At 71.8% G+C, this 24,717-nt stretch carries 21 protein-coding genes and 1 pseudogene; 14 read left to right on the top strand and 8 right to left on the bottom strand.

Going from position 1 to position 24,717, the window contains the following annotated elements; genetic code table 11:
* Positions 1–13 precede the first annotated feature (13 nt).
* The gene (locus tag ABZ098_RS34890; RefSeq protein WP_356597744.1) at positions 14–577 is read right to left on the bottom strand and encodes a TetR/AcrR family transcriptional regulator; all 564 of its coding nucleotides are present in this window, start codon (positions 575–577) and stop codon (positions 14–16) included.
* Positions 578–755: 178 nt separating this feature from the next.
* On the opposite strand from ABZ098_RS34890, the gene ABZ098_RS34895 reads away from it, so the two are divergent.
* The 6 genes from ABZ098_RS34895 to ABZ098_RS34920 all read left to right on the top strand — a co-directional run bounded on the left by ABZ098_RS34895 (position 756) and on the right by ABZ098_RS34920 (position 8,129).
* The gene (locus ABZ098_RS34895; protein ID WP_356597745.1) at positions 756–1,655 is read left to right on the top strand and encodes an NAD(P)-dependent oxidoreductase; all 900 of its coding nucleotides are present in this window, start codon (positions 756–758) and stop codon (positions 1,653–1,655) included.
* 271 nt (positions 1,656–1,926) lie between these two features.
* Positions 1,927–2,505, top strand: coding sequence for a hypothetical protein (locus ABZ098_RS34900; protein WP_356597746.1), 579 nt, complete (start codon positions 1,927–1,929; stop codon positions 2,503–2,505).
* Positions 2,506–2,671: 166 nt separating this feature from the next.
* On the top strand, positions 2,672–3,292 hold the full coding sequence (locus ABZ098_RS34905; protein WP_356597747.1) for an SRPBCC family protein: 621 nt from the start codon (positions 2,672–2,674) through the stop codon (positions 3,290–3,292).
* 63 nt (positions 3,293–3,355) lie between these two features.
* Complete coding sequence (locus ABZ098_RS34910; protein ID WP_356597748.1) at positions 3,356–5,671, top strand: FdhF/YdeP family oxidoreductase; 2,316 nt, start codon at positions 3,356–3,358, stop codon at positions 5,669–5,671.
* A 278-nt stretch (positions 5,672–5,949) separates the two neighbouring features.
* Positions 5,950–7,017 (top strand): hypothetical protein, encoded by a 1,068-nt coding sequence (locus ABZ098_RS34915; RefSeq protein WP_356597749.1) that lies wholly within the window; start codon positions 5,950–5,952, stop codon positions 7,015–7,017.
* Positions 7,018–7,019: 2 nt separating this feature from the next.
* Positions 7,020–8,129, top strand: a complete 1,110-nt coding sequence (locus ABZ098_RS34920; RefSeq protein ID WP_356597750.1) for a hypothetical protein — start codon at positions 7,020–7,022, stop codon at positions 8,127–8,129.
* Between the two features lie 337 nt (positions 8,130–8,466).
* Here ABZ098_RS34920 and ABZ098_RS34925 read toward each other — a convergent pair whose 3' ends face one another.
* On the bottom strand, positions 8,467–8,898 hold the full coding sequence (locus ABZ098_RS34925) for a MarR family transcriptional regulator (protein WP_356597751.1): 432 nt from the start codon (positions 8,896–8,898) through the stop codon (positions 8,467–8,469).
* Positions 8,899–9,085: 187 nt separating this feature from the next.
* Between ABZ098_RS34925 and ABZ098_RS34930 the strand changes: the two genes are divergently transcribed.
* The 7 genes from ABZ098_RS34930 (at position 9,086) to ABZ098_RS34960 (ending at position 16,250) form a co-directional block, all read left to right on the top strand.
* Positions 9,086–10,258 (top strand): PP2C family protein-serine/threonine phosphatase, encoded by a 1,173-nt coding sequence (locus ABZ098_RS34930; RefSeq protein ID WP_356597752.1) that lies wholly within the window; start codon positions 9,086–9,088, stop codon positions 10,256–10,258.
* 134 nt (positions 10,259–10,392) lie between these two features.
* Entirely contained in the window at positions 10,393–11,292 is a 900-nt protein-coding gene (locus ABZ098_RS34935) for an STAS domain-containing protein (RefSeq protein ID WP_356597753.1), read from the top strand.
* Positions 11,289–11,714, top strand: coding sequence for an STAS domain-containing protein (locus ABZ098_RS34940; protein ID WP_356597754.1), 426 nt, complete (start codon positions 11,289–11,291; stop codon positions 11,712–11,714). The genes ABZ098_RS34935 and ABZ098_RS34940 overlap by 4 nt, the downstream gene beginning before the upstream one ends.
* Positions 11,714–12,157 carry an anti-sigma regulatory factor gene (locus tag ABZ098_RS34945; RefSeq protein WP_356597858.1) on the top strand — a complete coding sequence of 148 codons (444 nt, stop codon included), beginning with the start codon at positions 11,714–11,716 and terminating at the stop codon, positions 12,155–12,157. The genes ABZ098_RS34940 and ABZ098_RS34945 overlap by 1 nt, the downstream gene beginning before the upstream one ends.
* Positions 12,154–13,239 (top strand): SpoIIE family protein phosphatase, encoded by a 1,086-nt coding sequence (locus tag ABZ098_RS34950; RefSeq protein WP_356597755.1) that lies wholly within the window; start codon positions 12,154–12,156, stop codon positions 13,237–13,239. Before ABZ098_RS34945 ends, ABZ098_RS34950 begins: the two co-directional genes overlap by 4 nt.
* Entirely contained in the window at positions 13,223–15,085 is a 1,863-nt protein-coding gene (locus tag ABZ098_RS34955; RefSeq protein ID WP_356597756.1) for a GAF domain-containing SpoIIE family protein phosphatase, read from the top strand. The genes ABZ098_RS34950 and ABZ098_RS34955 overlap by 17 nt, the downstream gene beginning before the upstream one ends.
* Positions 15,063–16,250 (top strand): PP2C family protein-serine/threonine phosphatase, encoded by a 1,188-nt coding sequence (locus ABZ098_RS34960; RefSeq protein ID WP_356597757.1) that lies wholly within the window; start codon positions 15,063–15,065, stop codon positions 16,248–16,250. The genes ABZ098_RS34955 and ABZ098_RS34960 overlap by 23 nt, the downstream gene beginning before the upstream one ends.
* Positions 16,251–16,279: 29 nt before the next feature.
* Here the strand turns inward: ABZ098_RS34960 and ABZ098_RS34965 are convergent, their stop codons facing one another.
* The gene (locus ABZ098_RS34965) at positions 16,280–16,768 is read right to left on the bottom strand and encodes a MarR family transcriptional regulator (protein ID WP_356597758.1); all 489 of its coding nucleotides are present in this window, start codon (positions 16,766–16,768) and stop codon (positions 16,280–16,282) included.
* Between the two features lie 412 nt (positions 16,769–17,180).
* Between ABZ098_RS34965 and rph the strand changes: the two genes are divergently transcribed.
* Complete coding sequence (gene rph, locus ABZ098_RS34970; protein ID WP_356597759.1) at positions 17,181–19,778, top strand: rifamycin-inactivating phosphotransferase; 2,598 nt, start codon at positions 17,181–17,183, stop codon at positions 19,776–19,778.
* A gap of 43 nt (positions 19,779–19,821) precedes the next feature.
* Here rph and ABZ098_RS34975 read toward each other — a convergent pair.
* From ABZ098_RS34975 to ABZ098_RS34995, 5 genes and pseudogenes are all read right to left on the bottom strand, one after another.
* A pseudogene (locus ABZ098_RS34975) lies at positions 19,822–20,159 on the bottom strand (STAS domain-containing protein).
* Positions 20,156–21,460 (bottom strand): SpoIIE family protein phosphatase, encoded by a 1,305-nt coding sequence (locus ABZ098_RS34980; protein WP_356597760.1) that lies wholly within the window; start codon positions 21,458–21,460, stop codon positions 20,156–20,158. The pseudogene ABZ098_RS34975 and the gene ABZ098_RS34980 overlap by 4 nt, the downstream one beginning before the upstream one ends.
* Before the next feature lie 2 nt (positions 21,461–21,462).
* On the bottom strand, positions 21,463–22,263 hold the full coding sequence (locus tag ABZ098_RS34985) for an alpha/beta hydrolase (protein ID WP_356597761.1): 801 nt from the start codon (positions 22,261–22,263) through the stop codon (positions 21,463–21,465).
* A 153-nt stretch (positions 22,264–22,416) separates the two neighbouring features.
* On the bottom strand, positions 22,417–23,982 hold the full coding sequence (locus ABZ098_RS34990) for an FAD-dependent oxidoreductase (protein ID WP_356597762.1): 1,566 nt from the start codon (positions 23,980–23,982) through the stop codon (positions 22,417–22,419).
* Positions 23,979–24,710 carry a methyltransferase domain-containing protein gene (locus ABZ098_RS34995; protein WP_356597763.1) on the bottom strand — a complete coding sequence of 244 codons (732 nt, stop codon included), beginning with the start codon at positions 24,708–24,710 and terminating at the stop codon, positions 23,979–23,981. Before ABZ098_RS34995 ends, ABZ098_RS34990 begins: the two co-directional genes overlap by 4 nt.
* Between the last annotated feature and the right edge of the window lie 7 nt (positions 24,711–24,717).

Genomic DNA, 24,717 nt, shown 5'->3' on the forward strand with positions numbered 1-24,717 from the left:
CGAAGCGCCCAGGTCAGCCCTCCCGGCTCACCGCCGCGTCCAGGAGCGGGCCGAGTTCGCGGGCCACAGTCGTCAGCGGACCGACATCCCGCTGGGCCCGGGCCATGAGGATCGCCCCCTCCAAGGAGCTGACCATGAGGGTGGCCAGCGCGCCGGCCCGCTCCTCCGGCACGCCCATGTCGGCCAACGCCCGGCCCACCGGACCGGTCCAGGTCGCGAACGCCTCCGCCACGGCAGCCCGAGTGGACGCGGTCGACTCCGCCCAGTCCACCGTGGCGGCGGCGACGGGGCAGCCACCCGCGAAGCCGGCGCTCTCGTACTCGTCGGTCCACTGGCGCACCATCTCGGCGAACAGCCCGCTCGGTGTCGGCTCGGGCAGGGCGGCGAGGAAACGGGCGACCCGGTTGCCCGCGTACCGGCCCGCCCACCGCACCGCCTCGTTGACCAGTTGTTCCTTGCCGCCGGGGAAGTAGTGCTGGAGCGAACCGCGCGGCGCACCGGCGTGGACGGCGACCTCGCGCATCCCGGTGCCGGCGACCCCCTCGCGCCGGATGAGCTGGGCCGCGCTGAAGACCATCCGCTCCCGAGCTCCCCGCTCCCGAGCTCCCCCCTCGGACACCGCCATCTCCGACCTCCAGGTCCGCTGCTGTTCGGCTTCACTCTATGACCGCCGTCATAAAGACGCTTACTATGACCGCTGTCATAGTGTGCGGCGACGGCTCGGCTACGGCGGGAGCCGGAAAAGGCGGTGCCTCGTGTACGTGGGATTCATCGGCCTCGGAACCATGGGGCAGCCCATGGCCCTCAATCTCGCCCGGGCCGGAACACCTCTCCTCGTGTGGAACCGCACCCCCGGCCGGAGCGAGGCGCTGAGCGCCGCCGGAGCGGAGGTCGCCGCGAGCCCTGCCGAGGTCTTCGACCGGGCCGCAACCGTGTTCCTCATGCTGGCCGACGAGGCCGCCGTGGACGCCGTACTGAAGCGCGCCACCCCGGACTTCGCCGGTCTCGTGACGGGACGGACCGTCGTCCACATGGGCACGACCTCGGCCGAGTACTCGGCCGGTCTCCAGGACGCCGTCCGGGCGGCGGGCGGACGGTACGTCGAGGCTCCCGTCTCCGGCTCCCGCATCCCCGCCGAGCAGGGTGAACTGGTGGGAATGACGGCGGGTGACGACGACGCCGTCGCGGCCGTACGCCCCCTGCTGGCCACCATGTGCCGGGAGACGTTCGGCTGCGGTGCGGTCCCCGGCGCGCTGCTGATGAAGTTCTCGGTGAACCTGTTCCTGATCACCCTCGTCACCGGGCTGGCCGAGGCGTTCCACTTCGCCGACCGGTACGGACTGGACCAGCGCCTGCTCCGGGACGTCCTGGACGCGGGCCCGATGGCCAGTGCCGTCTCACGGGTGAAGGGGTCCAAGCTGCTGGCCCGCGACTTCACCGTGCAGGCCGCCGCCACCAACGTCCTGGAGAACAACCGTCTGATCGCCGAGGCCGCCCGCGAGGCCGGGCTGGCCTCCCCGCTCCTCGACGCCTGTCACGCCCTGTACGCCGAGGCCGTCGAACAGGGCCACGGCGCCGAGGACATGGTGGCCGTCCTGCACGCTCTGGAAACCCGGACCGACGGCACGCCCGCCCCCGTCCCACGGCCGGAGTGACCGCTGGCCAGAATGTCCCCACCCGAACCGGAGTTTGACCGTTCCGGCCGTCCCGTCTCGTCCTTCGCGCGGCGTCCCAAGCTGCTCGCGGCCGGTGCCCTCCTGGTCTCGGGAGCCAGCGGCACGCTAAGCGTTCGCCAGGTCTGCGTCGGCGCACAGCGGTTCTCTGCTTTACGGGAATTTGAGGCCCTCGACCTGGACATTTCGCGCCGGTCGGGCCTGCCGAACAATAGCTTTGCCACGTCCTCCGACATGCCTCAGCATTCTCGACGTGACAGACACCGAACCGACCGACGACGAGGCACCCGACGGGCTGCTGGGCTGGTGCCTGGTGGCCAATGTCGCGCGGGAGACCGCACACGGCGAGAGCGGCCTCGAGATCCAGCACGGCACGCGGCACTTCTCCGCGGGCACCCTGTTGTGGATCCCGCGCGTCCGCTGGGACCCCGGCCACTGCCGCTGGCCCGCGGTGGGCCGGCACCGGGGCAACGGCCGCCGGTACGTCAACATGGTCGTGCGCGCGGAGGACCTGGAGAACTTCCGGGTCAAGGGCGTCTACAGCGAGGCCCTCGTCCGCAGCCTCAACGGCTACCTCCACGACCCGTCCGCCCCGCGGACCCTGCAGAACCCATGGACACGCGAACGGGCCCAGCTCTGGGCGGACAGTTGGAACCAGCCCCGGGAGCCCGTCCGCATCGACGGCCACTCCGACCCGCAGCTCTTCGTCCCCAACCCGCCGCCGCCCGAGCTCCAGGTCGACGGCGAGACCCTGTACCTCGCCCACTACGGCACCAGGGGAGCCCACTACAGCCGCACACCCCCACCCTTGGAACGGACGCCCGAGCCCTGACCCCCGCCCGGGGATGAGCGCCGCCTGGGAACACCGCCCCGCGCGGAACGCCGAGGTATCGGGACGACTCGAAAACCCCGATGTGGGAACCGGTAGAGAAGCCCTGACGCACGAAGGGGGCCGGGCGGCGCGACACCCCGGCGCCCTCACCGGAGGAGAGGCCACGATGGCGCGTGAACACGACTCCCGGCAGGCCGTCCCGAACCCGCCGGGGATGCCCTCCGACGGCGACGGCGTCACGCGCCGCCGGCCGCTGCGCAGGCGGCACGTCGAGGAGACGGTGGAGGTCGCGGTGCCGGTGCGGACGGCGTACAACCAGTGGACGCAGTTCAAGACCTTCCCCCGGTTCTCGAGCGTGGTGCACGGCGTCGAGCAGGTCAGGCCCACCGTGACCGCCTGGACCATCGGCTACGGGCCGCTGCGCCGTCGCTTCGCGATGGAGATCGTCGAGCAGGACCCCGACGCCTACCTGGCCTGGCGTGCTCTGGAGCTGCGCCCCTCGCACCAGGGCGAGGTGGAGTTCAGGCCCACGGCGTCGGGCGGTACGGCCATCACCGTCCGGATGCTGTTGCAGCCACGGGGAGCCGCGAAACGGCTCACCGGGTCTTCCAAGGTCACGCAGGTGACCGCCCGGCTGGTGCGCCGCGAGTTGCAGCACTTCAAGCAGTTCATCGAGGGAGTGGGGCAGGAGGGCGGAGCCTGGCGCGGCACCATCCGCAACGGGCGGGTACAGCACGACCACCCGGAACCGCCGAGGAGCCGTGTGGCCCAGTGGCCCGTCGGCTGACGCGCGTACCGGACGCGGCAGGACACAGCGGCGAGCGAGTCGCGGCGAGAGAAAGGCGATGCCATGCAGAACCCGCCCGGCGAGGAGCCGGAGACCGAACTCTCCGTGACACCGCCGAAGAAGTGGGCGGCCGGGGTCCCCGCGGTCGTGCACGCGCTGGAGTACTCCCTGGAGCAGACCTCCCCGCGCAGGACCGGGGTGGACCTGCTGGCCATGAACCAGGTGGGCGGGATCGACTGTCCCGGCTGCGCCTGGGCGGATCCGGCCCCCGGAAAACGCCATCGCAACGAGTACTGCGAGAACGGCGCCAAGCACATCAACGACGAGGCCACGAAACGCCGGATCACCGCCGACTTCTTCCGTGAGCACAGCGTTTCCGATCTCGCCGTGCGCTCCGACATGTGGCTCAACCAGCAGGGCCGGCTCACCGAGCCGATGATCAAGCGGCCGGGCTCCGACCACTACGAGCCCATCAGCTGGAACGACGCCCTGGGCGTGATCGCCGACGAGCTCACCTCGCTCTCCTCCCCCGACGAGGCCGTCTTCTACACCTCGGGCCGGGCCAGCAACGAGGCCGCCTTCGTCCTCCAGCTCTTCGCCCGCGCCTTCGGCACCAACAACCTGCCCGACTGCAGCAACATGTGCCACGAGTCGAGCGGCTTCGCCCTGAGCGAGACGCTCGGCACCGGCAAGGGCACCGTCAGCCTCGACGACCTGCACCACGCCGACCTGATCTTCCTGGTCGGGCAGAACCCCGGCACCAACCATCCGCGCCAGCTCTCCGCCCTGGAGGAGGCCAAGCGCAACGGTGCCCGCGTCGTGGCGGTCAACCCGCTGCCCGAGGCCGGGCTGCGGCGCTTCAAGAACCCGCAGAAGGCACGCGGGGTCGTCGGCCGCGGCACCCAGATCGCCGACCGCTTCCTGCACATCAAGCCCGGCGGCGACCTCGCCCTCTTCCAGGCCCTCAATCGTCTCCTGCTGGAGGCCGAGGACACCCGGCCCGGCACCGTCCTGGACCACGACTTCATCGACGCGCACACGGCCGGCTTCGAGGAGTTCGCCGAGCACGTCCGCACCGTCGACTGGGACGACGTGCGCGCGGCGACCGGACTGACGCGTGAGGAGATCGAGAAGGTCCACCACGACGAGGTCCTGCGCAGCCAACGCGTCGTCGTCTGCTGGGCGATGGGCATCACCCAGCACAAACACGGCGTGCCCACCGTCCGGGAGATCGTCAACTTCATGATGCTGCGCGGCAACCTGGGACGGGCCGGCACCGGCGTCTGCCCGGTGCGCGGCCACAGCAACGTCCAGGGCGACCGCACGATGGGCATCTGGGAGCAGATGCCGGACGCGTTCCTCGACGCGCTCCAGGAGGAGTTCGGCTTCGACCCGCCGCGTCCGCACGGGCTCGACTCGGTGAACTCGATCAAGGCGATGCGTGAGGGCCGCGTCAAGGTGTTCCTCGCCCTGGCCGGCAACTTCGTGCGCGCCGCCCCCGACAGCGACGTCACCGAGGAGGCGATGCGTTCGTGCCGGCTGACCGCCCACATCTCCACCAAACTGAACCGGTCGCACACGGTCTGCGGTGACACGGCGCTGATCCTGCCGACCCTCGGCCGTACCGAACGTGACGTACAGGCCGACGGCGAGCAGTTCGTCACCGTGGAGAACTCCATGAGCGAGGTGCACACCTCCCAGGGCCGCCTCGAACCGGCGTCGCCTCTGCTGCTCAGCGAAGTCGCCATCCTGTGCCGGCTCGCCCGCCGCACCCTCGGTGCCAAGCCGGACATCCCCTGGGACCGGTTCGAGGGCGACTACGGCACGATCCGCGACCGTATCTCCCGCATCGTGCCGGGATTCCACGACTTCAACGCGCGGGTGACGCGCCCCGGCGGCTTCCAGCTCCCCAACCCGGTCAACGAGGGCGTGTTCAACACCTCGGTCGGCAAGGCGCTGTTCACCCGCAACGAGCGGGTGGTGCCGAAGGCTCCCAAGGGCCACCTGCTGTTGCAGACCCTGCGCTCGCACGACCAGTGGAACACCGTCCCCTACACGCTCGACGACCGCTACCGCGGCATCCACGGCAGCCGTCATGTCGTGCTCGTCAACCCGGCCGACCTGAACGGGCTCGGACTCTCCCAGGGCGACCGCGTCGACCTGGTGAGCGTCTGGGCGGACGGCAGCGAGCGCCGGGCCGAGAACTTCGAGGTCGTCCCCTACCCCACCGCACCCGGCTCCGCCGCCGCCTACTACCCCGAGACCAACGTCCTGGTGCCCCTGGACAGCGTCGCCGACATCAGCAACCAGCCCACCTCGAAGGGCATCGTCGTCCGCCTGGAGCCCACGCCCGACCGGGCGACCCCCGCGTCCGCCTGAGACGTACGCGCTCGACCTCGCCCACGGGGAACGAGAACGAGGCGCACCAGTGCTCGCGCCCCTACGCACGAGGGTGCGCTCCGCGCGATTCCGCCAACCGGCCGGCGAGGCCTCGTCCGTCCACTACGACACCGTGTTCCCGGGCCGTTTCCCGACCGCTAGCGGTCCACCCCGGCCGATGAACCGTATTCCCAAGGGCCCACGATCGGCCGGATGCCGTCTGTCCCGGGGCGCCGAACGCCAATAGCCTGTGCGACCTTCGCGTGCTGGGAGGTCTCGTGAACGGTCTCCGTGCGGTCGTCGTCTGCCTTGTGATCACGTGTGCCGCGGTGCTGTCGCCGACCTCCGCCGTGACGGCCGCCCCGGCGGTGAGGCCGGGCTGGTCGGCGCTGCCGGTGCCGGCGGCGACCCCGCCCGTGACCGTGTCCGACCTCGCCGCCCGCGGGCCGGACGACGCGTGGGCCACCGGGTACGAGCAGGCCTCCGACGGGTGGCGGCCGATGCTCTACCACTGGGACGGCACGGCGTGGAGCCGGGACACCACCTTCCCCGGCGCCGGTGAGCCGGGCGGGCTCGGCAGGGCACAGTTCGTCGGCGCGGACATGTGGATCCTCCACACCCGCGCGGGCGGGGGCGAGATCCTGCGCCGGTCGGCGGGAGGGTGGAGTGCCGTCCCGCTGCCGCAGACCCTGTGGACCTACCAGGACTTCGCCGCGGTGCCCGGGGCCGCGTGGGTGGTGGGTGAGGACGACACCGGGCTGAAGGTGCTGCACTACGACGGCTCCCGCTGGACCGCGCAGGCCACCCCGGACGGCGTGCTGTACCTGATGGGGATCACCGCGCGTACCGCCACGGACGCCTGGGCCTGGGCGGACACCAGTACCGGGACGACCGTCCTGCGCTGGGACGGCACGGCGTGGCGGGACGCGAGGGTGCCGCTGCCGCCGAGCAGCAACGTCCACACCCTGCTGCTCGAACCGTCCGGCCGGATCACGCTCGGCGGCAGCCAGTACACCGACGGCGTGGCCCGCACCTACCTGATGAGGTTCGACGGGCACACCTGGCGCACCACCTATCCGCCGCTGGGCGACACGTACACCGGGGCCATGGTGCGTGGCCCGGACGGCGCGCTGTGGCTGCCGGTGCGCAGCGACCGCGCGTTCCAGTCGAGGTACGCGCGGGTGGACGGCCGGCGCGTCACCTTCTCCTACGGCCCGGAGCGCACGAACGCGATCGACGTCAAGGCGCGTGCGCTGGCCAGGGCCGGGGCGGCCCTGCTGTCCTTCGGCACCGTCGAGGTCTACGGCTCGAAACCGAACCTGATGAGTGAGCGGCTGGGAGGCTGACCATGGCACGCAGATTTCTCGTCGCGGCCCTCGCTCTCGCCATGACCCTGATCGCCGTCATGAGCGCGGCCGCGGCGGAGCCCCCGTCCTGGCAGCACGTGCCGGTCCCGTCCCAGGTACGCCCGCAGGCCGCGCTGAACGAGGCCGTGGCGTTCGGCCCGGACCAGGCGTGGGCGGTGGGCGCCGACGCCGTGGGTCGCGAGGCGCCGGGCTTCCCGCTGGTGCTGCGCTGGGACGGAACCGCCTGGCACCGCCAGAGCCTGTCCGGGATCGGCTGGCAGGGTGAGCTGCTGTCCATCGCCGCGACGTCACCGACCTCGGTCTGGGCGGTGGGCCGCGACGCGGCGGGCGGCGCCAGGCTGCTCCGCTTCGACGGCACGGCCTGGTCCGAGAGCCGGCCGCCGCCCGGTGTGGTGCTGACGAGGGTCGTCACCGGCGGCGGTGAGACCTGGCTGATCGGTTCGCGGGACGGCGCCCAGGTACTGCTGCGCCGGGACGGGCGAGCGTGGCGGGACGTGCCGGTGCCGCCGGGAGCCGTGTACGGCCTGCACATTAAGGCGGCCGACGACGTCTGGGCCGCGGGCACCACCGACTCGGGCGCGGCCGTGTCCCATTGGGACGGGCAGGCATGGCAGCAGACGATCGTGGACGGCTTCCCGCGGTCGGCCGTGGGCAGTGTGCTGGCGGTGTCCGCGACCGAGGTGTGGGCGGGCGGCACGGCCGGGTTCGTGGGCGGTCCCCCGGGCCGGCCGATCCCGCCGCTGCTGGTCCGCTTCGACGGGCAGACGTGGAGCCGGGTGACCGTGCCCACCGACTTCGGCTCGGTCAGTTCACTGACGGCCTCCCCCTCCGGCGATCTGGCCTGGGTCGCGGTGGCCCGCTCGCAGAAGTGGGGCCCGCCTGGCAGCACTCCGCCCCTCGTTCCCGGGCCGGACTTCCTCGCCTGGAGCGGGCAGTCCTTCACCGGGTACGCCGAACCGGCGGTGGCCGGAGAGGGAGAGTCCTTCACGCTGCGGTTGGCACCGGTGCCGGGCACGCGGACGGTCTGGTCGGTGGGCCGCGCCGACGGCCCCGAAGGCACCTTCGCCCCGCGCGTCCTGCTCTTCGATTGAACAGACGGAAAAGCCGAAAAGCAGCCCGGAAAAACCCAGCGCAGAGCAAAGCGGAAATCCATCACTCTTCCCCGGATGGCTCCGCGCATGCGCGGCTTCCCTCGATCGAGAGACATACGGCACACCCACCGAAGATCTCGACACGACGGGGTAACCGAGTTCAGGTAAGGGCGTCAGACGCACCGTTGCCGTCTGACAATGGAAGCCATGAAGCAACGCAGCGACCGTGTCGGACGTACGGGGAAGGACCTGGAATGCTCCGGTGGGCGGAGACCGCTCCGTGTGCTGGTCACCCATGTCGAGAGGTGACGAGGATGCCGACGGCGCGATCAGCGGTTCAGGCGGTCCGGCTGTCGGAACCCGTCGCCTCGTCGTGTGTCTGCGCCGCCGCGGCGCAGAACGCCTCCAGCCCTTCCAGCAGCGCGACCCGCTTGGCGGCAGGCATGTCCGCCAGCACCGTCCGCAACTCCCTCTCCCTGCGGGCACGCAGGTCGACGAGGAAGGCGCGGCCCCGGCCACTGAGGTGCAGCCGCACCTCACGTCTGTCCTCCTCGCTCACGACCCGCTCGACGAACCCGGCCGCCACCAACCGGTCGCACAGCCGGCTGGTGGACGGCGGGGTCGATGCGAGGGACTCGGCGAGGGTGCGCAGGTTGATGCCGTCGTGGTGCTCGAGGATGTGCAGCACCCGAAGCTGCGACGCGGAGGTGGGCGCGGTCGAGGCCCGGCCCCACACGACCTCCAGCAGCTCGACGGCCGTGGTGGTCACGCGTGCGACCTCATCGGGCTCTGAGCGGCGGCGGAAGGCAGTCACGATCACACTCTCGCAGGCACTGGGGTGCCTGTCAGCGTACTAGGCGGGCGGGCCGGCCACCCAGGACCGGGACGGTCGAAGCGAGCCGCCCTCGTGAGCGGGACCCGTACGTCGTCCGGCGAAGGACAGGTGTTTTTCCATCATGAAGAGATTTCTGGCCGTTGAACGCGCCCTGCGCACAGCGGCCCCCCACGAGTTGCTCGACGCCATCCGCGCCGTACTGATCGAGCAGTACGGCGCGGAGGACGTCGAGCTGTTCATGGCCGACTACAGCCTGACCGTGCTCCAACCGGTCTCGGTGCTGCCGCACACGCTGGAGCCTCTGTCGGTGCACAACACCCCGGCCGGCCGGGCCTTCGGCTCGCAGAAGCCGTACCGGGAGGAGGAGCGCACCGGGCGGACGCGTCTGCATCTGCCGGTCAGTGTGCGCGGCGACCGGCTCGGCGTGCTGTCCGTGACCCTGCCCGAAAGCGACGCCGCCCAGGGCTGGGAGTCCGAACTGGCCGACATCGCCGATGTGCTGGGGCACGAGGTGGTCGTGGCCGAACGGGACACCGACCTGTACCTCCAGGCGCGGCGCAAGGACCGGCTGACCCTGGCCGCCGAGATGCAGTGGCAACTGCTGCCCGGCCGCTCCTGCTCCCGCCCCGAGTACGAGCTGGGTGCCCAACTGGAGCCCGCCTATGCGATCTTCGGCGACAACTTCGACTGGTCCGCCACCGCAGACCACCTGATGCTGTACGTCACCAACGGCATGGGCGAGGGCATAGAGGCGTCCCTGCTGACGAACCTGGCCATCAACGCGTTGCGCAACGCCCGGCGTGCCGGACTGTCCATCGCCGACCAGGCGGCCCTGGCCGACCAGGCCGTCTACGCCCATTACCGGGGCCAGAGCTACCTGTCTGTCCTGATGTTCGACTTCGACCTGGCCACCGGCCGGGCGAGCGTCGTGGACGCGGGCTCCCCCCAGTTGCTGCGGCTGCGCGGCGGGACCGTGGAACGCGTCGACTTCGACGCCCAGCTCCCGCTGGGCATGTTCGAGGAGACCGACTACGTTGCACAGGACTTTCACATCGAGCCCGGCGACCGGCTCGTCTTCGTCAGCGACGGAGTCCACGCCGTGGCCTCCCCCCGGGGCGAGGCGTACGGGGAAGCCGCTCTGACGCGGGCCATCCAGTCCACCCGCCTGCTGCCCGCCGCCGAGGTGCCGCGCGCCATCCTGCGGGAGCTGACCGGCCACCGCGGTCAGGCCATACCGGACGACGACGCGCTGATCGTCTGTCTGGACTGGCACGGCAGGCGGCAGTTCGACTGACCGGCGAGTCTGCCCGGTGACGGCGGGGGCATGTTGTTCCCCGCACACGCTCACGTTAACGTTTGCCATGCGGCAATAATTGCCGCATGGCCTGACCGCTCGGCGGGCCGAAAGGGCTCGCAGGCAGGGAGACGATGCAGGTGGCGGAGCACGACACAGCCCTCGACACGGCGAAGGAGCTGGGCGCCTTTCTGGAGCGGCGTCGTGAGCAGATCGCCCAGCGCTGGGCGGACGCCGCCCTGTTCCGCACGGTCTTCACCGTGTCCCGGGACGAGGCGGTCGAGGCGTGCAAGGCCGTGGTGGACGCCCTGGCCGAGGTGGCCCGCGCCGGACGACTGGAGGAGGTCGACGCCCCGGGCTTCGACACCGTGCGGGACCAGCTGGGACGGATGGCTGCGGCGCGCGCCCGGGCCGGGTACACGCCGGTGCAGATCGCCGGCGAGGTCGCGGGGCTGCGTGAGCCGGTGACCGCCCTGCTGTCCGCTGAATTCCAGGACGCCGACGACGACGTGCGCGGCAACGCGTGCGCGCAGGCGCTGGCGGTCCTGATGGCCACGCTCCGCCTGGTGATCATGGAGACGACGGTGAGCGCGGGCGAGGAGCTCATCGCCCGGCAGCGTCAGCAGTTGCTGGAGGTGGCCACGCCGGTCATAAAGCTGTGGGACGGCGTCGTCGCCGTGCCGCTGATCGGGACCCTGGACAGCGCCCGCAGCCAGGTCGTGATGGAGAGCCTCCTGGAAGCCATCGTGGACCAGCGGGCCGCGTACGCCATCCTCGACATCACCGGTGTCCCGACCGTGGACTCGCTCGTGGCCCAGCACCTGATGAAGACGGTCGCCGCGGCCCGGCTGATGGGCGCGGAGTGCATCGTCTCCGGGATCCGTCCCGCCATCGCGCAGACCATCGTCCACCTCGGCATCGACCTCGGGTCGATCATCACGCGGGCCGGTCTCGCCGACGCGCTGGCCTACGCGCTCACCCAGCAGGGCATCGTCGTCTCCCCACGCCCGGTGACGGCGGCGAGCCCGCGGTGACCGGCTTCGTCGCCACGCACTCCGGCCCGGGCCCGGTACCGGTCCTGGCGCTGGGAGACGTCCTGCTGGTCACCTTGCAGGGCGAGCTGCACGACGGGGCGGCCGAACAGCTCCAGCACGACATCTCCCAGCGGATCGCCTCCAGTCCGACGCCGGTGAACGGTGTCGTGATCGACATCTCCGGGGTGGAGATCGTCGACTCCTTCCTCGGCCGCGTCCTGGCCGAGATCGCCGCGAGCGCACGTCTGCTGGCCGCCCGGACCGTGCTGGCGGGCATGCGTCCCGCCGTGGCCATCACCCTGGTCGAGATGGGTCTCACCCTGCCCGGCCTGGGAACCGCCCTGAACGTCGAGAAGGCCTTGTCCCTGCTGGCCCGCGCAGCCTCGGCGGCTCCGACCGCACACCCGGAAGAGGGTGCATGATGCATGCCCCCATCACCTCGACCACGCGCCTGCCCATCGGCTCGGACGCCGACCTGGCCTGGGTACGACAGCAAGTGCGCCAGACCGCTGCCGATCTCGGCTTCAACCTGGTCCAGCAGACGAAGCTGGTGACGGCGGCCAGCGAACTGGCCCGCAACGCCCTCGTCCACGGGGGTGGCGGGCACATGGAGATGACGGTGCTCGCGGAAGGCGCCCACCGCGGAGTGCGGCTGTCCTTCGTCGACGCGGGTCCCGGCATCCGGGACGTCGAGCTGGCCATGACCGACGGTTACACCACGGGAAGCGGCCTCGGCATGGGCCTGAGCGGGGCCAAGCGCCTCGTCAAGGAGTTCGCCCTCGACACCCGCCCCGGCGAGGGCACCACCGTCACCATCACCGACTGGGTCTCCGGCCTGCCCGCGCCCCGCACAGGTGCGCCTTGAGCAGGGTCTGGGACATCCCGGTCCAGGACAGCACCCGAGTGCGGGACGTACGCGTCGCCGCCGAGGCCGCCTGCGCCCGGGCGGGGCTGGACGCGCACGCCACGGCGGTCGCGGCGCTGGTGGCCACCGAGTTGGGCACCAACCTCGTCAAGCACGCCGGCGGCGGCCGTGTCCTCATCAATCTGGCCGCCCCCTCCGACACCCTCGCCGAGGACGTGCCCTGCGTACAGATCGCCTCGATCGACCACGGACCGGGCATCGAGAACGTCTCGGCGGCCATGCGGGACGGTCACACCACCGCCTCCTCCTCCCTCGGTGCGGGCCTGGGCACCTGCCGTCGCGTCGCGAGCGAGTTCGACCTGCACAGCAGACCGGGCCGGGGCACCGTCGCGGTGGCACGCATCACCCCGGCGCGGGCGCCCCGCGGTCCTCGCCCCCGGGAGGCCGGCTCTCGCACCGGCACCCGGGCCGGGGGGATCACCACCTCGCTCGCCCATGCCGAACACTCCGGGGACGCGTTCAGCCGGGTGCGCTCCGGTCCTCGCATCACGCTGATGCTGGTGGACGGGCTCGGCCACGGGGCCAAGGCAGCCGAGGCCTCCACAGCCGCTGTGGAAGAACTGCGCCTGTGTGCGGATCTGCCGCCGGCCGAGATCTTGCGGCGGCTGCACACCGCGCTGCGGACCACGCGCGGGGCGGCCGTCGGCGTCGCCCAGCTCGACGAGGACACCGACCGGCTCTCGTTCGCCGGAGTCGGCAACATCGGCGCCAGACTGCGCACCGACGGCACGTGGCACCCCCTCGTCTCCCACCCGGGCATCGTCGGGGCCCACTTCCCCGCGACCGTGCCCCTGCGGGAGAATGCCTGGGCGTCGGACAGCCTGCTCGTCCTGCACAGCGACGGGCTCCCCAGCCGCTGGGTGCCGCCCGGCGATTCCCGACTCGGCGCCCACGATCCGGCCGTGGTCGCCGCGGTCGTCCTCAGAGACGCCGGCAGCGCCGCCCGGCCCCTGCGCGACGACGCCAGTGTGGCCGTACTGGCCCCTGACCCCCGGACGGACCCGCATGACCGCACCCCCTGAGGTCTGGAGCATCGCGTCGGTCGCCGACGCCGCCCGGGCCCGCGCCGCCGTCGACCGCCTCGCCACGGACGGCGGGGCGCCGACGCTGGAACGCGTCCGCTTCCTGACGGCGCTGACGGCACGACTGCGCCACTGCCTCGGCGCGGGCGGTGCGTGGGAACTCCGGCTCCACGTACGGCAGTCCGCCCCCGGGCAGGAAGGCCGGCTCGAGGTGTCCTTGAGTCCGGCCGGAGAGGGGGAGCCGGACCCTGAGGACGAAACACCCGCACTCACCTGCCCCCTGCCCCACCAGCCCGCCCGCACGGGCCGCCGCGTCGCCGGCTCGCTGCCGCAGGCCCTGCTGCGGGCCGACGAGGACACCGCGGCGGTGCTGAGCCTGCTCGACGAGCAGGAGAACCTGGTCCGGCTGCACCGGGAGGAGCTGCACCACACCAACCAGGGCGTGCTGGCCCTGCACGCCGACCTGGAGGCCGCGGCACGCGCGCAGCGCGAGCTCCTCGAAGCCGAGCGGACCGCGCGCACCGCGGCGGAACGGGCCCGGCGCCTGCTGACGTTCCTCGGTGACGCCAGCGCCGCCATCACGTCGTCCCTCAGCTACACGGCCATCCTGCGCCGCCTCTCCGACATGCTGGTGCCGGAGTACGCGGCGCAGCTCGACGTCTGGCTCTTCGACGAGGAGGAGTACGAGGATCACGACGACGAGCGCCCGCACCGCGTCCGGGAGCACTCGGCCGCCGCCGTGGCCGCCGCCCGCACAGGTCGCCCCCAGCACGCCGCCGCCCACCCCGGCGCCCTTCCCGGCGTCGACGACCTCCCGCCCTCCGCCCTGTCCCCCGAGCGGCCGCTGCTGGCCATCCCCCTCGTCGCACAGCGCCTGCTGGGCGTCCTCACCCTCACCGCCCCCGGCCCCCGCTTCGACGAGGACACCTCCACGATGCTGGTCGAGCTCGCCCGCCGGGTCGGCGTCGCCCTCGACCACGCCCACCGCTACCAGCAGTCCCGCAACACCGCCGAGGCCCTGCAGCGCGCCCAGCTCACCGACCTGCCCACCCCGCCGGGCCTGCTGCTCGCCGCCCGCTACCTTCCCGCCACCTGGGGCATGAACATCGGCGGCGACTGGTACGACGCCTTCCTCCAGCCCGACGGCAGCCTGCTGGCCGTCATAGGGGACGTCACCGGCCACGGACTGCACGCCGCCGTCGTCATGGGCCAGTTGCGCACGGCCCTGCGCGCCTACGCCGTGGAGAACGCCACCCCCGGCGAGATCCTCACGCGGCTGCACCGCATGCTCGGCCACCTCCAGCCCGAGCTGTACGCCACCGCGCTGATCGCCCGCTTCCGGCCCGGCGAACCGAAAGTGGTCTGGGCCTCGGCAGGCCACCCGCCCGCCGTCGTCCGCGCCGCCGACGGCACCGTACGGGTCCTCGAAGCCAAACCCGGCGTGATGCTGGGCATCCCGCTGCCCTACGTGTACACGGACCAGCGGGCCGAGCTGCCCGCCGGTTCGTCCCTGGTGCTGTACACCGACGGCCTGGTGGAACGCCGGGGGCAGGGCATCGACCCCGGTATCGCACGTCTCGGCCGCGCCCTGGAGGCGCTGACCACGCCGGAGCTGGAACAGGACCTGGACGCCGCCGCGGACGCCCTGCTCAAGCCCCTCCTGTACGACTCAGAACGGGACGACGACGTCTGCCTGCTGCTGTGCCACACCGTGACCCCGACGGCGCGGAAGCGGCCCCGGAAGTCTGACCGGTCCCCCTCCGACTCCGAACCGCCTGAGAGCCGGCCCGCGCGCGGTAGCGTGAAGGACACAAGGCGAGAGGGTGGATTCCGTGAAAGCCTCTGAACCGCAGTTGTCCGCGGAAGCCCAGCTCCGCGCGGCACCGCCGCACGCCCTGGTCGCCACCGCCCGCCGTCTGCTCGCCGAACGGGTGGGCGCCCAGGACGTGAGGCTGCTTCTCGCCGACTACGGCCTGACGGTCCTGCAACCGGTGACGCACCTGCCACGGACGGGCCCCCCGGTCTCCGCCCACGAGGGGCCCGCGGGCAGCGCCTTCCTCACCCAGAAGCCGGTGCTCGAAGTCCTCCACGAACCGTCCGGGCACATGGCGCACCTGCCCATCACCGTGCGCGGCGACCGCCTCGGCGTCCTTTCGGTGCATCTGCCCGCGGGCGCCGTCGACCCACACACCGTGCTCCAGCTCGGCGACTTCGCCACGGCGCTCGGACACGAGGTCGCCACCGCAGGCCGCGACACCGACCTCTACCTCCAGGCCCGCCGCACCCGTCGGCTGACCCTCGCCGCCGAAATGCAGTGGCAGCTGCTGCCCGGCCGGGGCTGCGCCCGCGAGGAGTACGTCATCGGCGCCCACCTCGAACCGGCCTACGCCATCGGCGGCGACACCTTCGACTGGTCCACCGGCGCCGACCACCTCGTCCTGACCGTCACCGACGGCATGGGACAGGGCATCGACGCCTCCCTGCTCGCCGGACTCACGACCGGCGCCCTGCGCAACGCCCGCCGCGCCGGCATAGGCCTCGCCGACCAGGCGTGCCTCGCCGACCAGGCCGTCTACGCCCAGTACGGCGGCAAGGCGTACGCCTCCACGCTGCTGCTGCGCTTCGATCTGGCCACGGGCCTCGTGCACGCCGTCGACGCGGGGTCCCCGCAACTGTTCCAGCAGCGCGGCGGCCGGACCGAGCGGGTCGAACTGGAGGCGCAGCTGCCGCTCGGCATGTTCGAGGAGACCCTCTACACGCAGCAGACGTTCCAGGTCGAGCCCGGTGACCGTCTCATCGCGGTCAGCACCGGTGTCCACGGCACCCGCTCGACGACGGGCGACCTGTTCGGCGAGCGGGTCCTGCGCCAGATCCTCGGCGCCACCCGCACCGCGGCGCCCCACGAGACGGCACGCGCGGTCGTCTCGGGACTGATCGAGCACTTCGGCAGCACGGAGCTGCTGTCAGACGCCGCCGTGGTCTGCCTCGACTGGAACGGCCGCCAGGGCTGACCGCCCGGTCAGCCCTCGGGTCCGTGGCTTCAGCTCTCCTTGTCGGCATCGATCTGAGCGCTCAGGAAGGCCGTCAGCCCTCCGCTCAGTGCCGACCGCTCGCCGGGTTCCATGGCCGCGAGGACCGCGGCGAGCGCCTCTGATCTGCGCACCGCCACTTCGTTCAGCACCTGCCGGCCGCGCCCCGTGAGAACGAGCTGCACCTCGCGTCGCCTGTGCGGGTGCAGCAGACGCTCCAGCAGCCCGGCCGCCTCCAGCCGGTCGCACAGCCGGCTGGCGGTCGGCGGACCGATGTCCATGGTCTCGGCCAGAGTGGTGAGATTGAGTCCCGGTTCCGCCTCCAGGACCCGAAGGGCTCTCAGTTGGTGCGGTGACAGCCTCAGGCTCGCTCCCTGGGCGGCCACCGACCACAGGTTCGCGAGACCGTCCACGGCGTCGGCGACCTCCAGCGCGACGGAGAGTGGGTCGTCACCCGGTCCGCTCGACTGGTCGTCCCCCGAGCCACTGAGACGAGTCACACACCCATCGCTTTCAGTAATCGCTTGGCCATGCAGGTACCACCCTTATTCAAACGCGGTACCCGATGACGCGTCGACCAAGCACATGGCCCGCTCCGGAGGACGGCAAAAGGAAAAGGCAAGGAGAGAACTCTCCTTGCCACTCTCAACTTATAGCGCGACGGGGGGCTTGCGGCAAGCCCCCCGTCAGGGCGCACAATCGTCCGCCGAGGCCACAACCTGCGGAAATGGGGAAACGACGTGTTGTTGTCGACGTATGGTGCGCAGCGCCCCGAAGGGCGGAGCGACCGACCGACTCGTCGAGGGGAAGGCAACCGCGGATGACGACGTGCTCGACCGACGGTTCGACAGACCTGGAAATTCGATCGGGCAACGCAGTGCGGCACAGCACGGCCGCCTCGGAGGTGTCGCGATGACCGAGCAGTACGTGCTGGACCTTCAGGAGATCGACGAGAGCCGGCTCGGCGTCGTCGGCGGCAAGGGTGCTCATCTGGGCAGCCTGTCGCGGATCGAGGGCATCCGTGTGCCGGCGGGCTTCTGCGTGACGACGGATGCCTACCGGCGGGTCGTGGCACGGTCACCGTCGCTCGACGCGCGGCTCGACCGGCTCGCGCGCGTGAGCCCGGACGACCAGGAGGCGATCCGCACGCTCAGCGCGGAGATCCGCCGGACCATCGAGGAGATCGCCGTCCCGGACGAACTGGCGGAGGCGATCACCGGTGCGCTCGCCCGGTCCGGCGAGCGGATCCCGTACGCCGTCCGGTCCAGCGCCACGGCCGAGGACCTGCCCACGGCCTCCTTCGCGGGCCAGCAGGACACCTACCTGAACGTCATGGGCCCAACGGAGGTCCTCCGGCACGTCAGCCGGTGCTGGGCCTCGCTGTTCACCGAGCGGGCCGTGACCTACCGCCGGCGCAACGGCATCGACGACCGTACGGTCCTCATGGCCGTCGTCGTGCAGCGGATGGTCCTCCCGGACGCGTCCGGCATCCTGTTCACGGCTGACCCCGTCACGGGCGACCGGACGGTCGCCACCGTGGACGCCGGCTTCGGCCTCGGCGAGGCCCTGGTGTCCGGTCTGGTGAACCCGGACGTCTTCAAGGTGCGGCACGGCGAGGTCGTCGCCAGGACGATCTCCGCCAAGCAGCGTGAGGTGCGCGCCCTGCCGGCCGGAGGCACGCGGGAAGTGGTGATCGACTCGCGGCGGCAGGAGCAGCCGGCGCTGACCGACGCGCAGGCGGTCCGGCTCGCGGAGCTGGGACGGCGGATCGAGGCGCACTTCGGCCGGCCGCAGGACATCGAATGGTGCCTGGTCGACGACGACTTCCACATCGTGCAGAGCCGGCCCATCACGACGTTGTTCCCGGTCCCCGAGAGCGATGACCAGGAGAACCACGTCTACGTCTCGGTCGGCCATCAGCAGATGATGACCGACGCCATGAGGCCGCTGGGCCTGTCCATGTGGCAGCTGACGGCCATGGCCCGGATGCACCAGGCCGGCGGGAGGCTGTTCGTCGACGTCACCGGGCGCCTGGCCTCGCCCGCGAGCCGCGCGGCCCTGCTGGACCTCATGGGCAAGGGCGATCCGTTGGTCAGGGACGCCCTGGAGACCGTCCTCGACCGCGACGACTTCGTCCCCTCGCTCCCGGACGCGCCCTCGGCCGAGCCACGCGCCGGCGGGGCCCCGGACCCGATCGAGACCGATCCGGCCGTCGTCACCGGGCTGATCGAGCGCAGCCAGGCATCCATCGCCGCGCTGCGGCGCGACGTCCGGACGAAGACCGGACCGGAACTGTTCGACTACCTGCTGGAGGCCTTCGAGGAACACAAACGAGTCCTCACCGATCCGCTGAACTTCAAGGCGATCATGGCCGGCATGGAGGCCACGTGGTGGCTCAACGACAAGCTGGAGGAGTGGCTCGGCGAGAAGAACGCGGCCGACACGCTGACCCTGTCCGCCCCCGGCAACGTCACCTCGGAGATGGGGCTCGCCCTGCTCGACGTCGCGGACGTGATCCGCCCCCGTCCGGAGGTGGTCGGCTTCCTGGAGGGCGTCGAGGACGACGGCTTCCTCGACGAGCTGGCGAAGCTGCCGGGCGGGGCCGAGGCACGTGACGCCATCGAGGCCTACCTCGACCGGTACGGCATGCGCTGCGTCGGCGAGATCGACATCACGAGGCCGCGCTGGCGCGAGCGCCCCAGCACGCTCGTCCCCGTGATCCTCGACCACGTCAGGAACTTCGAACCGGGCGCGGCCCGGCGGCGTTTCGAGCAGGGCCGCCAGGAGGCACTGAAGAAGGAACAGGACGTGCTGTCACGCCTGCGGGCCCTTCCGGACGGGGAGCGGAAGGCCGAGGAGACCAAGGGCATGATCGACCGGGTCCGCACCTTCATCGGATACCGGGAGTACCCGAAGTACGACATCATCAGCCGCTACTTCGTCTACAAGCAGGCCCTGACGGCCGAGGCGGAGCGCCTCGTGGAGGCGGGCGTGCTCACCGACGCGGAGGACGTCTTCTACCTCACCTTCGAGGAGTTCCACGACGTCGTGCGCTCGGGGCAGGTCGACGACCGGCTCGTCCGGGAGCGCAAGGACGCGTTCCGCTCGTACCAGGCGCTCACCCCGCCCCGGGTCCTCACCTCGGACGGTGAGGCCCTCTCCGGGGCGTACCGGCGCGACGACGTGCCGGACGGCGCCCTGATCGGCCTGCCGGTGTCCACCGGCACCGTCGAGGGACGGGCCCGCGTCGTCCTCGACATGGCGGACGCCGACCTCGAACCGGGCGACATCCTGGTCACCACCTTCACGGACCCGAGCTGGTCGCCGCTGTTCGTCGGCATCGCGGGCCTGGTGACCGAGGTGGGCGGCCAGATGACCCATGGCGCGGTGATCGCCCGGGAGTACGGCCTGCCGGCCGTCGTGGGCGTGGAGCAGGCCACCCGGCGGATCCGGGACGGGCAGCGGATCCGCGTGCACGGAACCGACGGGTACGTCGAGATCCTGCCCTGACCGCCGGGGCGGAGCCGGGACCCGGCTCCGCCCCGAGCCCGGCTCAGGGACGGGTGGCGCTCTCGCTGTCCGGGTGGAGGTGAAGATCTGGTCGAGGCCGACGATGCGCAGGACGCGCAGTATGTTCGGCGGTACGGCGGCCAGGACGACGTCCGCGCGGACGACCTGCGCGTTCCCGCGCGCGGCGATCAGGGCTGTGATGCCGCTGGAGTCGCAGAACTCCAGTCCGCCCATGTCCAGGACCAGGCACTGGCCCGGCCGGAGCGAGAGGCCGCCGAGCACTGCCTGAAGTTCGGCGACGTTGGCGTAGTCGAGTTCACCGAAAATCTCCAGGACGGGACCGGTCGCGGCATCTCGAATAGTGATCTTCAGCTTGCTCATCGTTCGTTTCTCGTCTGGGGTTCGGAGGCGGGGACACCGATGGCGAGCAGGGCGGTGTCGTCGTCGAGACCGTCACCGAAGCTGTCCAGCAGCCCGGTCAGGGCTTGGACGACGGCATGCGGTGGCTTGCCCGCGTGAGCGGTGACGAAGGCGAGCAGTGCTTCGTCACCGTAGAGACCGGTGCGGTCCCGGCCGGTGCGGGCTTCGGTGAGGCCGTCCGTGTAGAGAAGAAGCGTGTCGCCTGGGCCGAGCACGGTCCTGGCGTCGGTGAAGCGCGCGGAGGGCAGGATGCCGACGAGAAGGCCGCCAGGGGTGGGCAGGAAGTCGGCGGTGCCGTCCGCGCGCAGGACGATGACCGGTGGGTGGCCGCCCGCGGCCAGGTGGACGGCCAACCGTCCGGTCTCGGGATCGGGTTCGAGGGTGCCGAAGACGGCGGTGCAGTAGCGGGGGTCGCCGCTGCCGGCGTAGCGCTCGTGGAGCACCGTGTTGAGCGTGGTCAGGGTGGCGACGGGGTCGGGGTCGTGCAGTGCGGCTGCGCGCAGGGTGTAGCGGGTCAGCGAGGTGAGTGCGGCGGCCTGGGGTCCCTTGCCGCACACGTCTCCGAGGAAGAACCCGAAGCGTTTGCCGTCGAGGGCGAAGACGTCGTAGAAGTCGCCGCCCAGGCGGTCGGGCGAGGCGGTGTGGTAGTGGGTGGCCGTCTGCACGCCGGGCACCGGCGGCAGGCTGTCCGGGAGCAGGGACTGCTGGAGCACGGCGAGCGCCTCCTGCAGTCGGGCGCGGTCGGCCTCCGCCTGTCGGCGTGCTTCCTCGGCCGCTTGCCGACGACGCAGCAGTTCCTCTTCGTAGGCGCGGCGGTCGCGGGCGTCGAAGACCGTGGTGCGGATCAGCAGGGGCTGGCCGGTGGTGCCGTGTTTGACGACGGACGAGACCAGCACGGGCATCCGGCCGCCGCCGGTCTGCTTCATCTCCAGGGCTATTCCGCTGATCTCGCCCTGCATCCGCAGCAGCGGCGCGAAATGCGTCTCGTGGTACAGCTTGCCGCCGACGGTCAGCAGGTCGGTGAACCGCTTCCGGCCCACCACCGCCTTGCGCTCCAGACCGAGCCAGTCCAGCAGGGTGCCGTTGATCTTGGCGACGGTGCCGTCCATCAGCGTGGAGAGGTAACCGCAGGGGGCGTTCTCGTAGAGGTCCTCGGCGCCGTCCTCCAGGAGTGCGGCGAAGGCGGCGTCCGCGGTCTCGCCGTCCGTGTCGGCGTCCGCGTCGGCGTCCTGCGGGTCGGGCTGATGGTCGGCGCGGCACATCATCACAGGCTCGCGAGGAAGTCGACGATCGCCTGGTTGGTGGCCTCGGGCGCGGACAGGTGGGGGCAGTGCCCGGTGGCGTCGAGGGTGACCAGGGTCGAGCCGGGGATCGTCCGGTGGACGAAGGCTCCGACCTCACGGGGGGCTATCGCGTCCTGGGTGCACTCCAGCACCAGGGTCGGCACGCTCACGCCCTTCAGGTCGTCCCGCGAGTCCGACAGGAACGTGGTCCGGGCGAAGACGCGGGCCATGTCCGGGTCGGTGGCGCAGAAGCTGTTCCTGAGCTCGTCGCCGAGCTCGGGCCGGTCCGCGTGGCCCATGATCACCGGGGCCATCACCGCCGACCAGCCGAGGTAGTTGGCCTCCAGCGAGCCCAGCAGTTCGTCGATGTCCTCGGCGCTGAACCCGCCTCGGTAGCCCTCGTCGTCGATGTACCGGGGAGACGGAGCGACCATCACCAGCGCGCCGATCCGCTCCGGGGCCAGGCCCGCCGCCAGCACGCCGATCATCGCGCTGACCGAGTGCCCCACGAACACCGCGTCGCGCAGGTCGAGCGCCTCGCACACCTCGACCACGTCCCGGGCGTACCCGTCCAGAGAGGAGTACCGCTCCTCCGAGAACGCGGACCCGTCGGAGCGGCCCGAACCCACGTAGTCGAAGAGCACCACGCGGTAGTCGTCGACCAGTGCGGGCACCGTCAGCCGCCACATGTTCTGGTCACAGCCGAAGCCATGTGCGAGCACCACCGTGGGCCCCTGGGCGTTGCCGGTGACGGTCACATGGTTCCTGCTCACGATGTCCATACTCACCAGTCTCTCAAGCCGCACGCCCGAACCTCGACGCGCCCTCCGGCGCCCGCCCGTGCCGTCGCCGGGGCGCGGCCGAGGGGACGGGTCACGAAGCGTGCTCCGCATGTCCAGCACATCTCATGCCCCTTCCGCGACAGACCGGCCCACTCAGGCGCTGGTGCGTGCTCGTCCGCCGACGCCCGTCAAGGTGCGCAGCAGGCGGTTGCGTCCGCCGTTGGGCACGGTCCACAGGGGGTGGCCGCGTACCGCCCACGACTGGAGGAGGGCGTTGGCGGCGAGGAAGCCGCTGGTGGCGGCGCGTTCCATCAGGGCGACCGGGAGGTCCGTGCGCACCAGGTCGCCGGCGAGCACCAGGCCGGTCTGCGGGGTGCGTACCCCGGGGCGGTCGGTGTAGCCGCCGACGGGGAACAGGGGGCAGTCCTGGCGCCATTCGTGCCGTGCGTCGAGGACGCGCGCGTCGCGGGTCTCGGGGTAGACGTTCCGGAGCTGTGCGATCAGGTGCTGGGCCTGCGTGTCGGGGTCGGCGTCCCGCGGGAGCGCGTAGCCGTGGAGTTCGACCACGGAGCCGCCGGTGCGGGCGGACCAGCGGGCGGCCTCCCGCTCCCAGCGTTCCAGGACGCTGACGTTGTCCAGCGAGCCGTATCCGGCCGTGCCGAGGAAGCCTGGCCGGCCGGCGTCGACGGGGCGGTCGAGCCAGAGGCGGGAGACGAGGAAGGGCGGGGCGGTGCGGAGCCGGCCGACGCGTTCGCGCCAGGCGGCGTCGGCGAGCCGGGGTGAGCGGCCGACCAGGGAGCGCAGGCCGCCGGTGTCGAGGGCCAGGACGACGGTGTCGTACCGCCTCTCCTCGCGGTCCGTGGCGACGGTGAAGGCGCCGTCCGCGGTGGGCGAGACGTTCTCGACGGGGGTGGACAGGCGCAGGTCGGCGCGGTGGCGGCTCAGGTGTTCGGCGAGGGGATCCCACAGGGCTGTCGGGAAGGGGTCGTCGGGCACGTCGAAGAGGAGTCCCTCGGAACTGCCGAGGAAGTAGATGTGGAACATCAGGACCATCTCGGCGGCCGAGAGGTCGCGGGGGTCGGCGAAGAAGCTGCGGGAGAACACCTCGAAGGCAAGGTGGCGCGCGGCCGGCGGGAAGCGCAGCGACTCGAGGAAGTCGTGGGCACTGACGGTGTCCAGTTCGGCGTAAACATCAGGGACGCGGACGTCCAGCAGGGGAAGGGCCGCCGCGGGCCGCATGCGCGCCAGGTCCCGCCAGCGGAAGGAGGGGCTCAGTGCCACGAAGCCCAGTGCGCTCAGTGGCGGGGTGCGCGGCACCCTGCGGAAGCTGTCGTGCAGTCCGTCGCGGTGCCGCAGCGGGTAGTCGGGGAGGCCGGTGAGGCGGCCCGGCGGGGAGGCGGTACGGCTCAGCAGGCCGCGCAGGTTGTAGTACTGGCGGAAGAAGGCATGGAAGCCGCGGCTCATGGTCGCGGTGGTGCCGTCGGACAGGTGAGTGCTCCAGCCGCCGACGCGGCCGCCGAGGTAGGGCTCGCGTTCGTAGAGGGTGACGTCGACGCCGCGTTCGGCGAGCGCCGTGGCGGCGGCGAGGCCGGCGATGCCGCCGCCCACGACGGCGGTGCTGCGCGGCTGCCCGCCGACCCTGGTCGCTCCGGGCGGCGGGGGCAGGAGGACGGCGTGCCGGTCCCGTCCGGGACGGGCGGGGCCCGCCGCGGCGGTCACTGTCCGATCCCGGCGGCCGGGGCGGCGCGGCGGGCGACGACGGTGTGGGTGATGCCAGTCTGCCAGCCGGGCAGGGGCAGCGCCCGCACGCGGTCGAATCCCCGGGCCCGGACGCGGTCCGTGAACCGGTCGACCGTGTCGAAGTCGACGACGCTGCGCCACAGATGGCGGTACAGGTCGCCGTCGCCGAGGGCGGTGGCGACGGGCAGGACGAGGCCGCGGCACACGGCCGTCCAGACGGCACGGTGGATCGGGCGGCCGCTGAGGGTGTACTCGTGCACGGCGAGCCGGCCGTGCGGGGCCAGCAGGTCGTGGACCGTGTCCAGGACGGCGTCGGGGTCCGCCACGTTGCGGAACAGGTAGGCGGCGAACACCGCGTCGAAGGGCCCCCGCACGCCCGCGTCGGCGAGCGCCTCCGCCGGGGCGCACACGAAGCTGACGTTGCCGTGCCACGGCTTGGCCCGGGCACGGTCCAGCATCCCGGCGGAGGCGTCCACGGCCGTGATGTCGGCGTCGGGCAGCACGCGGGCGAGCGCGGCGGTGGAGGCGCCGGTCCCGCAGCCGAGGTCCAGGACGCGCAGTTCCTTGCCCGTCCGGGGCAGGCCGAGCCGGCGCGCCGAGCGGCGCAGGTGGGCGTGATAGCCGGGGTTGGCGGCCACGAGGGTGTCGTAACTGTGCGCCGCATGGTCGAATGCGGCGGCCAGGTCCGCGTCACGCAGCACGGTCACGCTGCCT

Origin of the sequence: Streptomyces sp. NPDC006335, from assembly GCF_040612795.1 — a bacterium.
Taxonomy (GTDB): domain Bacteria; phylum Actinomycetota; class Actinomycetes; order Streptomycetales; family Streptomycetaceae; genus Streptomyces.

What these genes read in the sequence shown, in the direction of transcription:
- ABZ098_RS34985 (WP_356597761.1), bottom strand. Translation starts at nt 22,263, where the DNA reads ATGGACATCGTGAGCAGGAACCATGTGACCGTCACCGGCAACGCCCAG.
- ABZ098_RS34905 (WP_356597747.1), top strand. Translation starts at nt 2,672, where the DNA reads ATGGCGCGTGAACACGACTCCCGGCAGGCCGTCCCGAACCCGCCGGGG.
- ABZ098_RS34930 (WP_356597752.1), top strand. Translation starts at nt 9,086, where the DNA reads ATGAAGAGATTTCTGGCCGTTGAACGCGCCCTGCGCACAGCGGCCCCC.
- ABZ098_RS34955 (WP_356597756.1), top strand. Translation starts at nt 13,223, where the DNA reads ATGACCGCACCCCCTGAGGTCTGGAGCATCGCGTCGGTCGCCGACGCC.
- ABZ098_RS34935 (WP_356597753.1), top strand. Translation starts at nt 10,393, where the DNA reads ATGCAGGTGGCGGAGCACGACACAGCCCTCGACACGGCGAAGGAGCTG.
- ABZ098_RS34910 (WP_356597748.1), top strand. Translation starts at nt 3,356, where the DNA reads ATGCAGAACCCGCCCGGCGAGGAGCCGGAGACCGAACTCTCCGTGACA.
- ABZ098_RS34980 (WP_356597760.1), bottom strand. Translation starts at nt 21,460, where the DNA reads ATGTGCCGCGCCGACCATCAGCCCGACCCGCAGGACGCCGACGCGGAC.
- rph (WP_356597759.1), top strand. Translation starts at nt 17,181, where the DNA reads ATGACCGAGCAGTACGTGCTGGACCTTCAGGAGATCGACGAGAGCCGG.
- ABZ098_RS34945 (WP_356597858.1), top strand. Translation starts at nt 11,714, where the DNA reads ATGCATGCCCCCATCACCTCGACCACGCGCCTGCCCATCGGCTCGGAC.
- ABZ098_RS34890 (WP_356597744.1), bottom strand. Translation starts at nt 577, where the DNA reads ATGGTCTTCAGCGCGGCCCAGCTCATCCGGCGCGAGGGGGTCGCCGGC.
- ABZ098_RS34920 (WP_356597750.1), top strand. Translation starts at nt 7,020, where the DNA reads ATGGCACGCAGATTTCTCGTCGCGGCCCTCGCTCTCGCCATGACCCTG.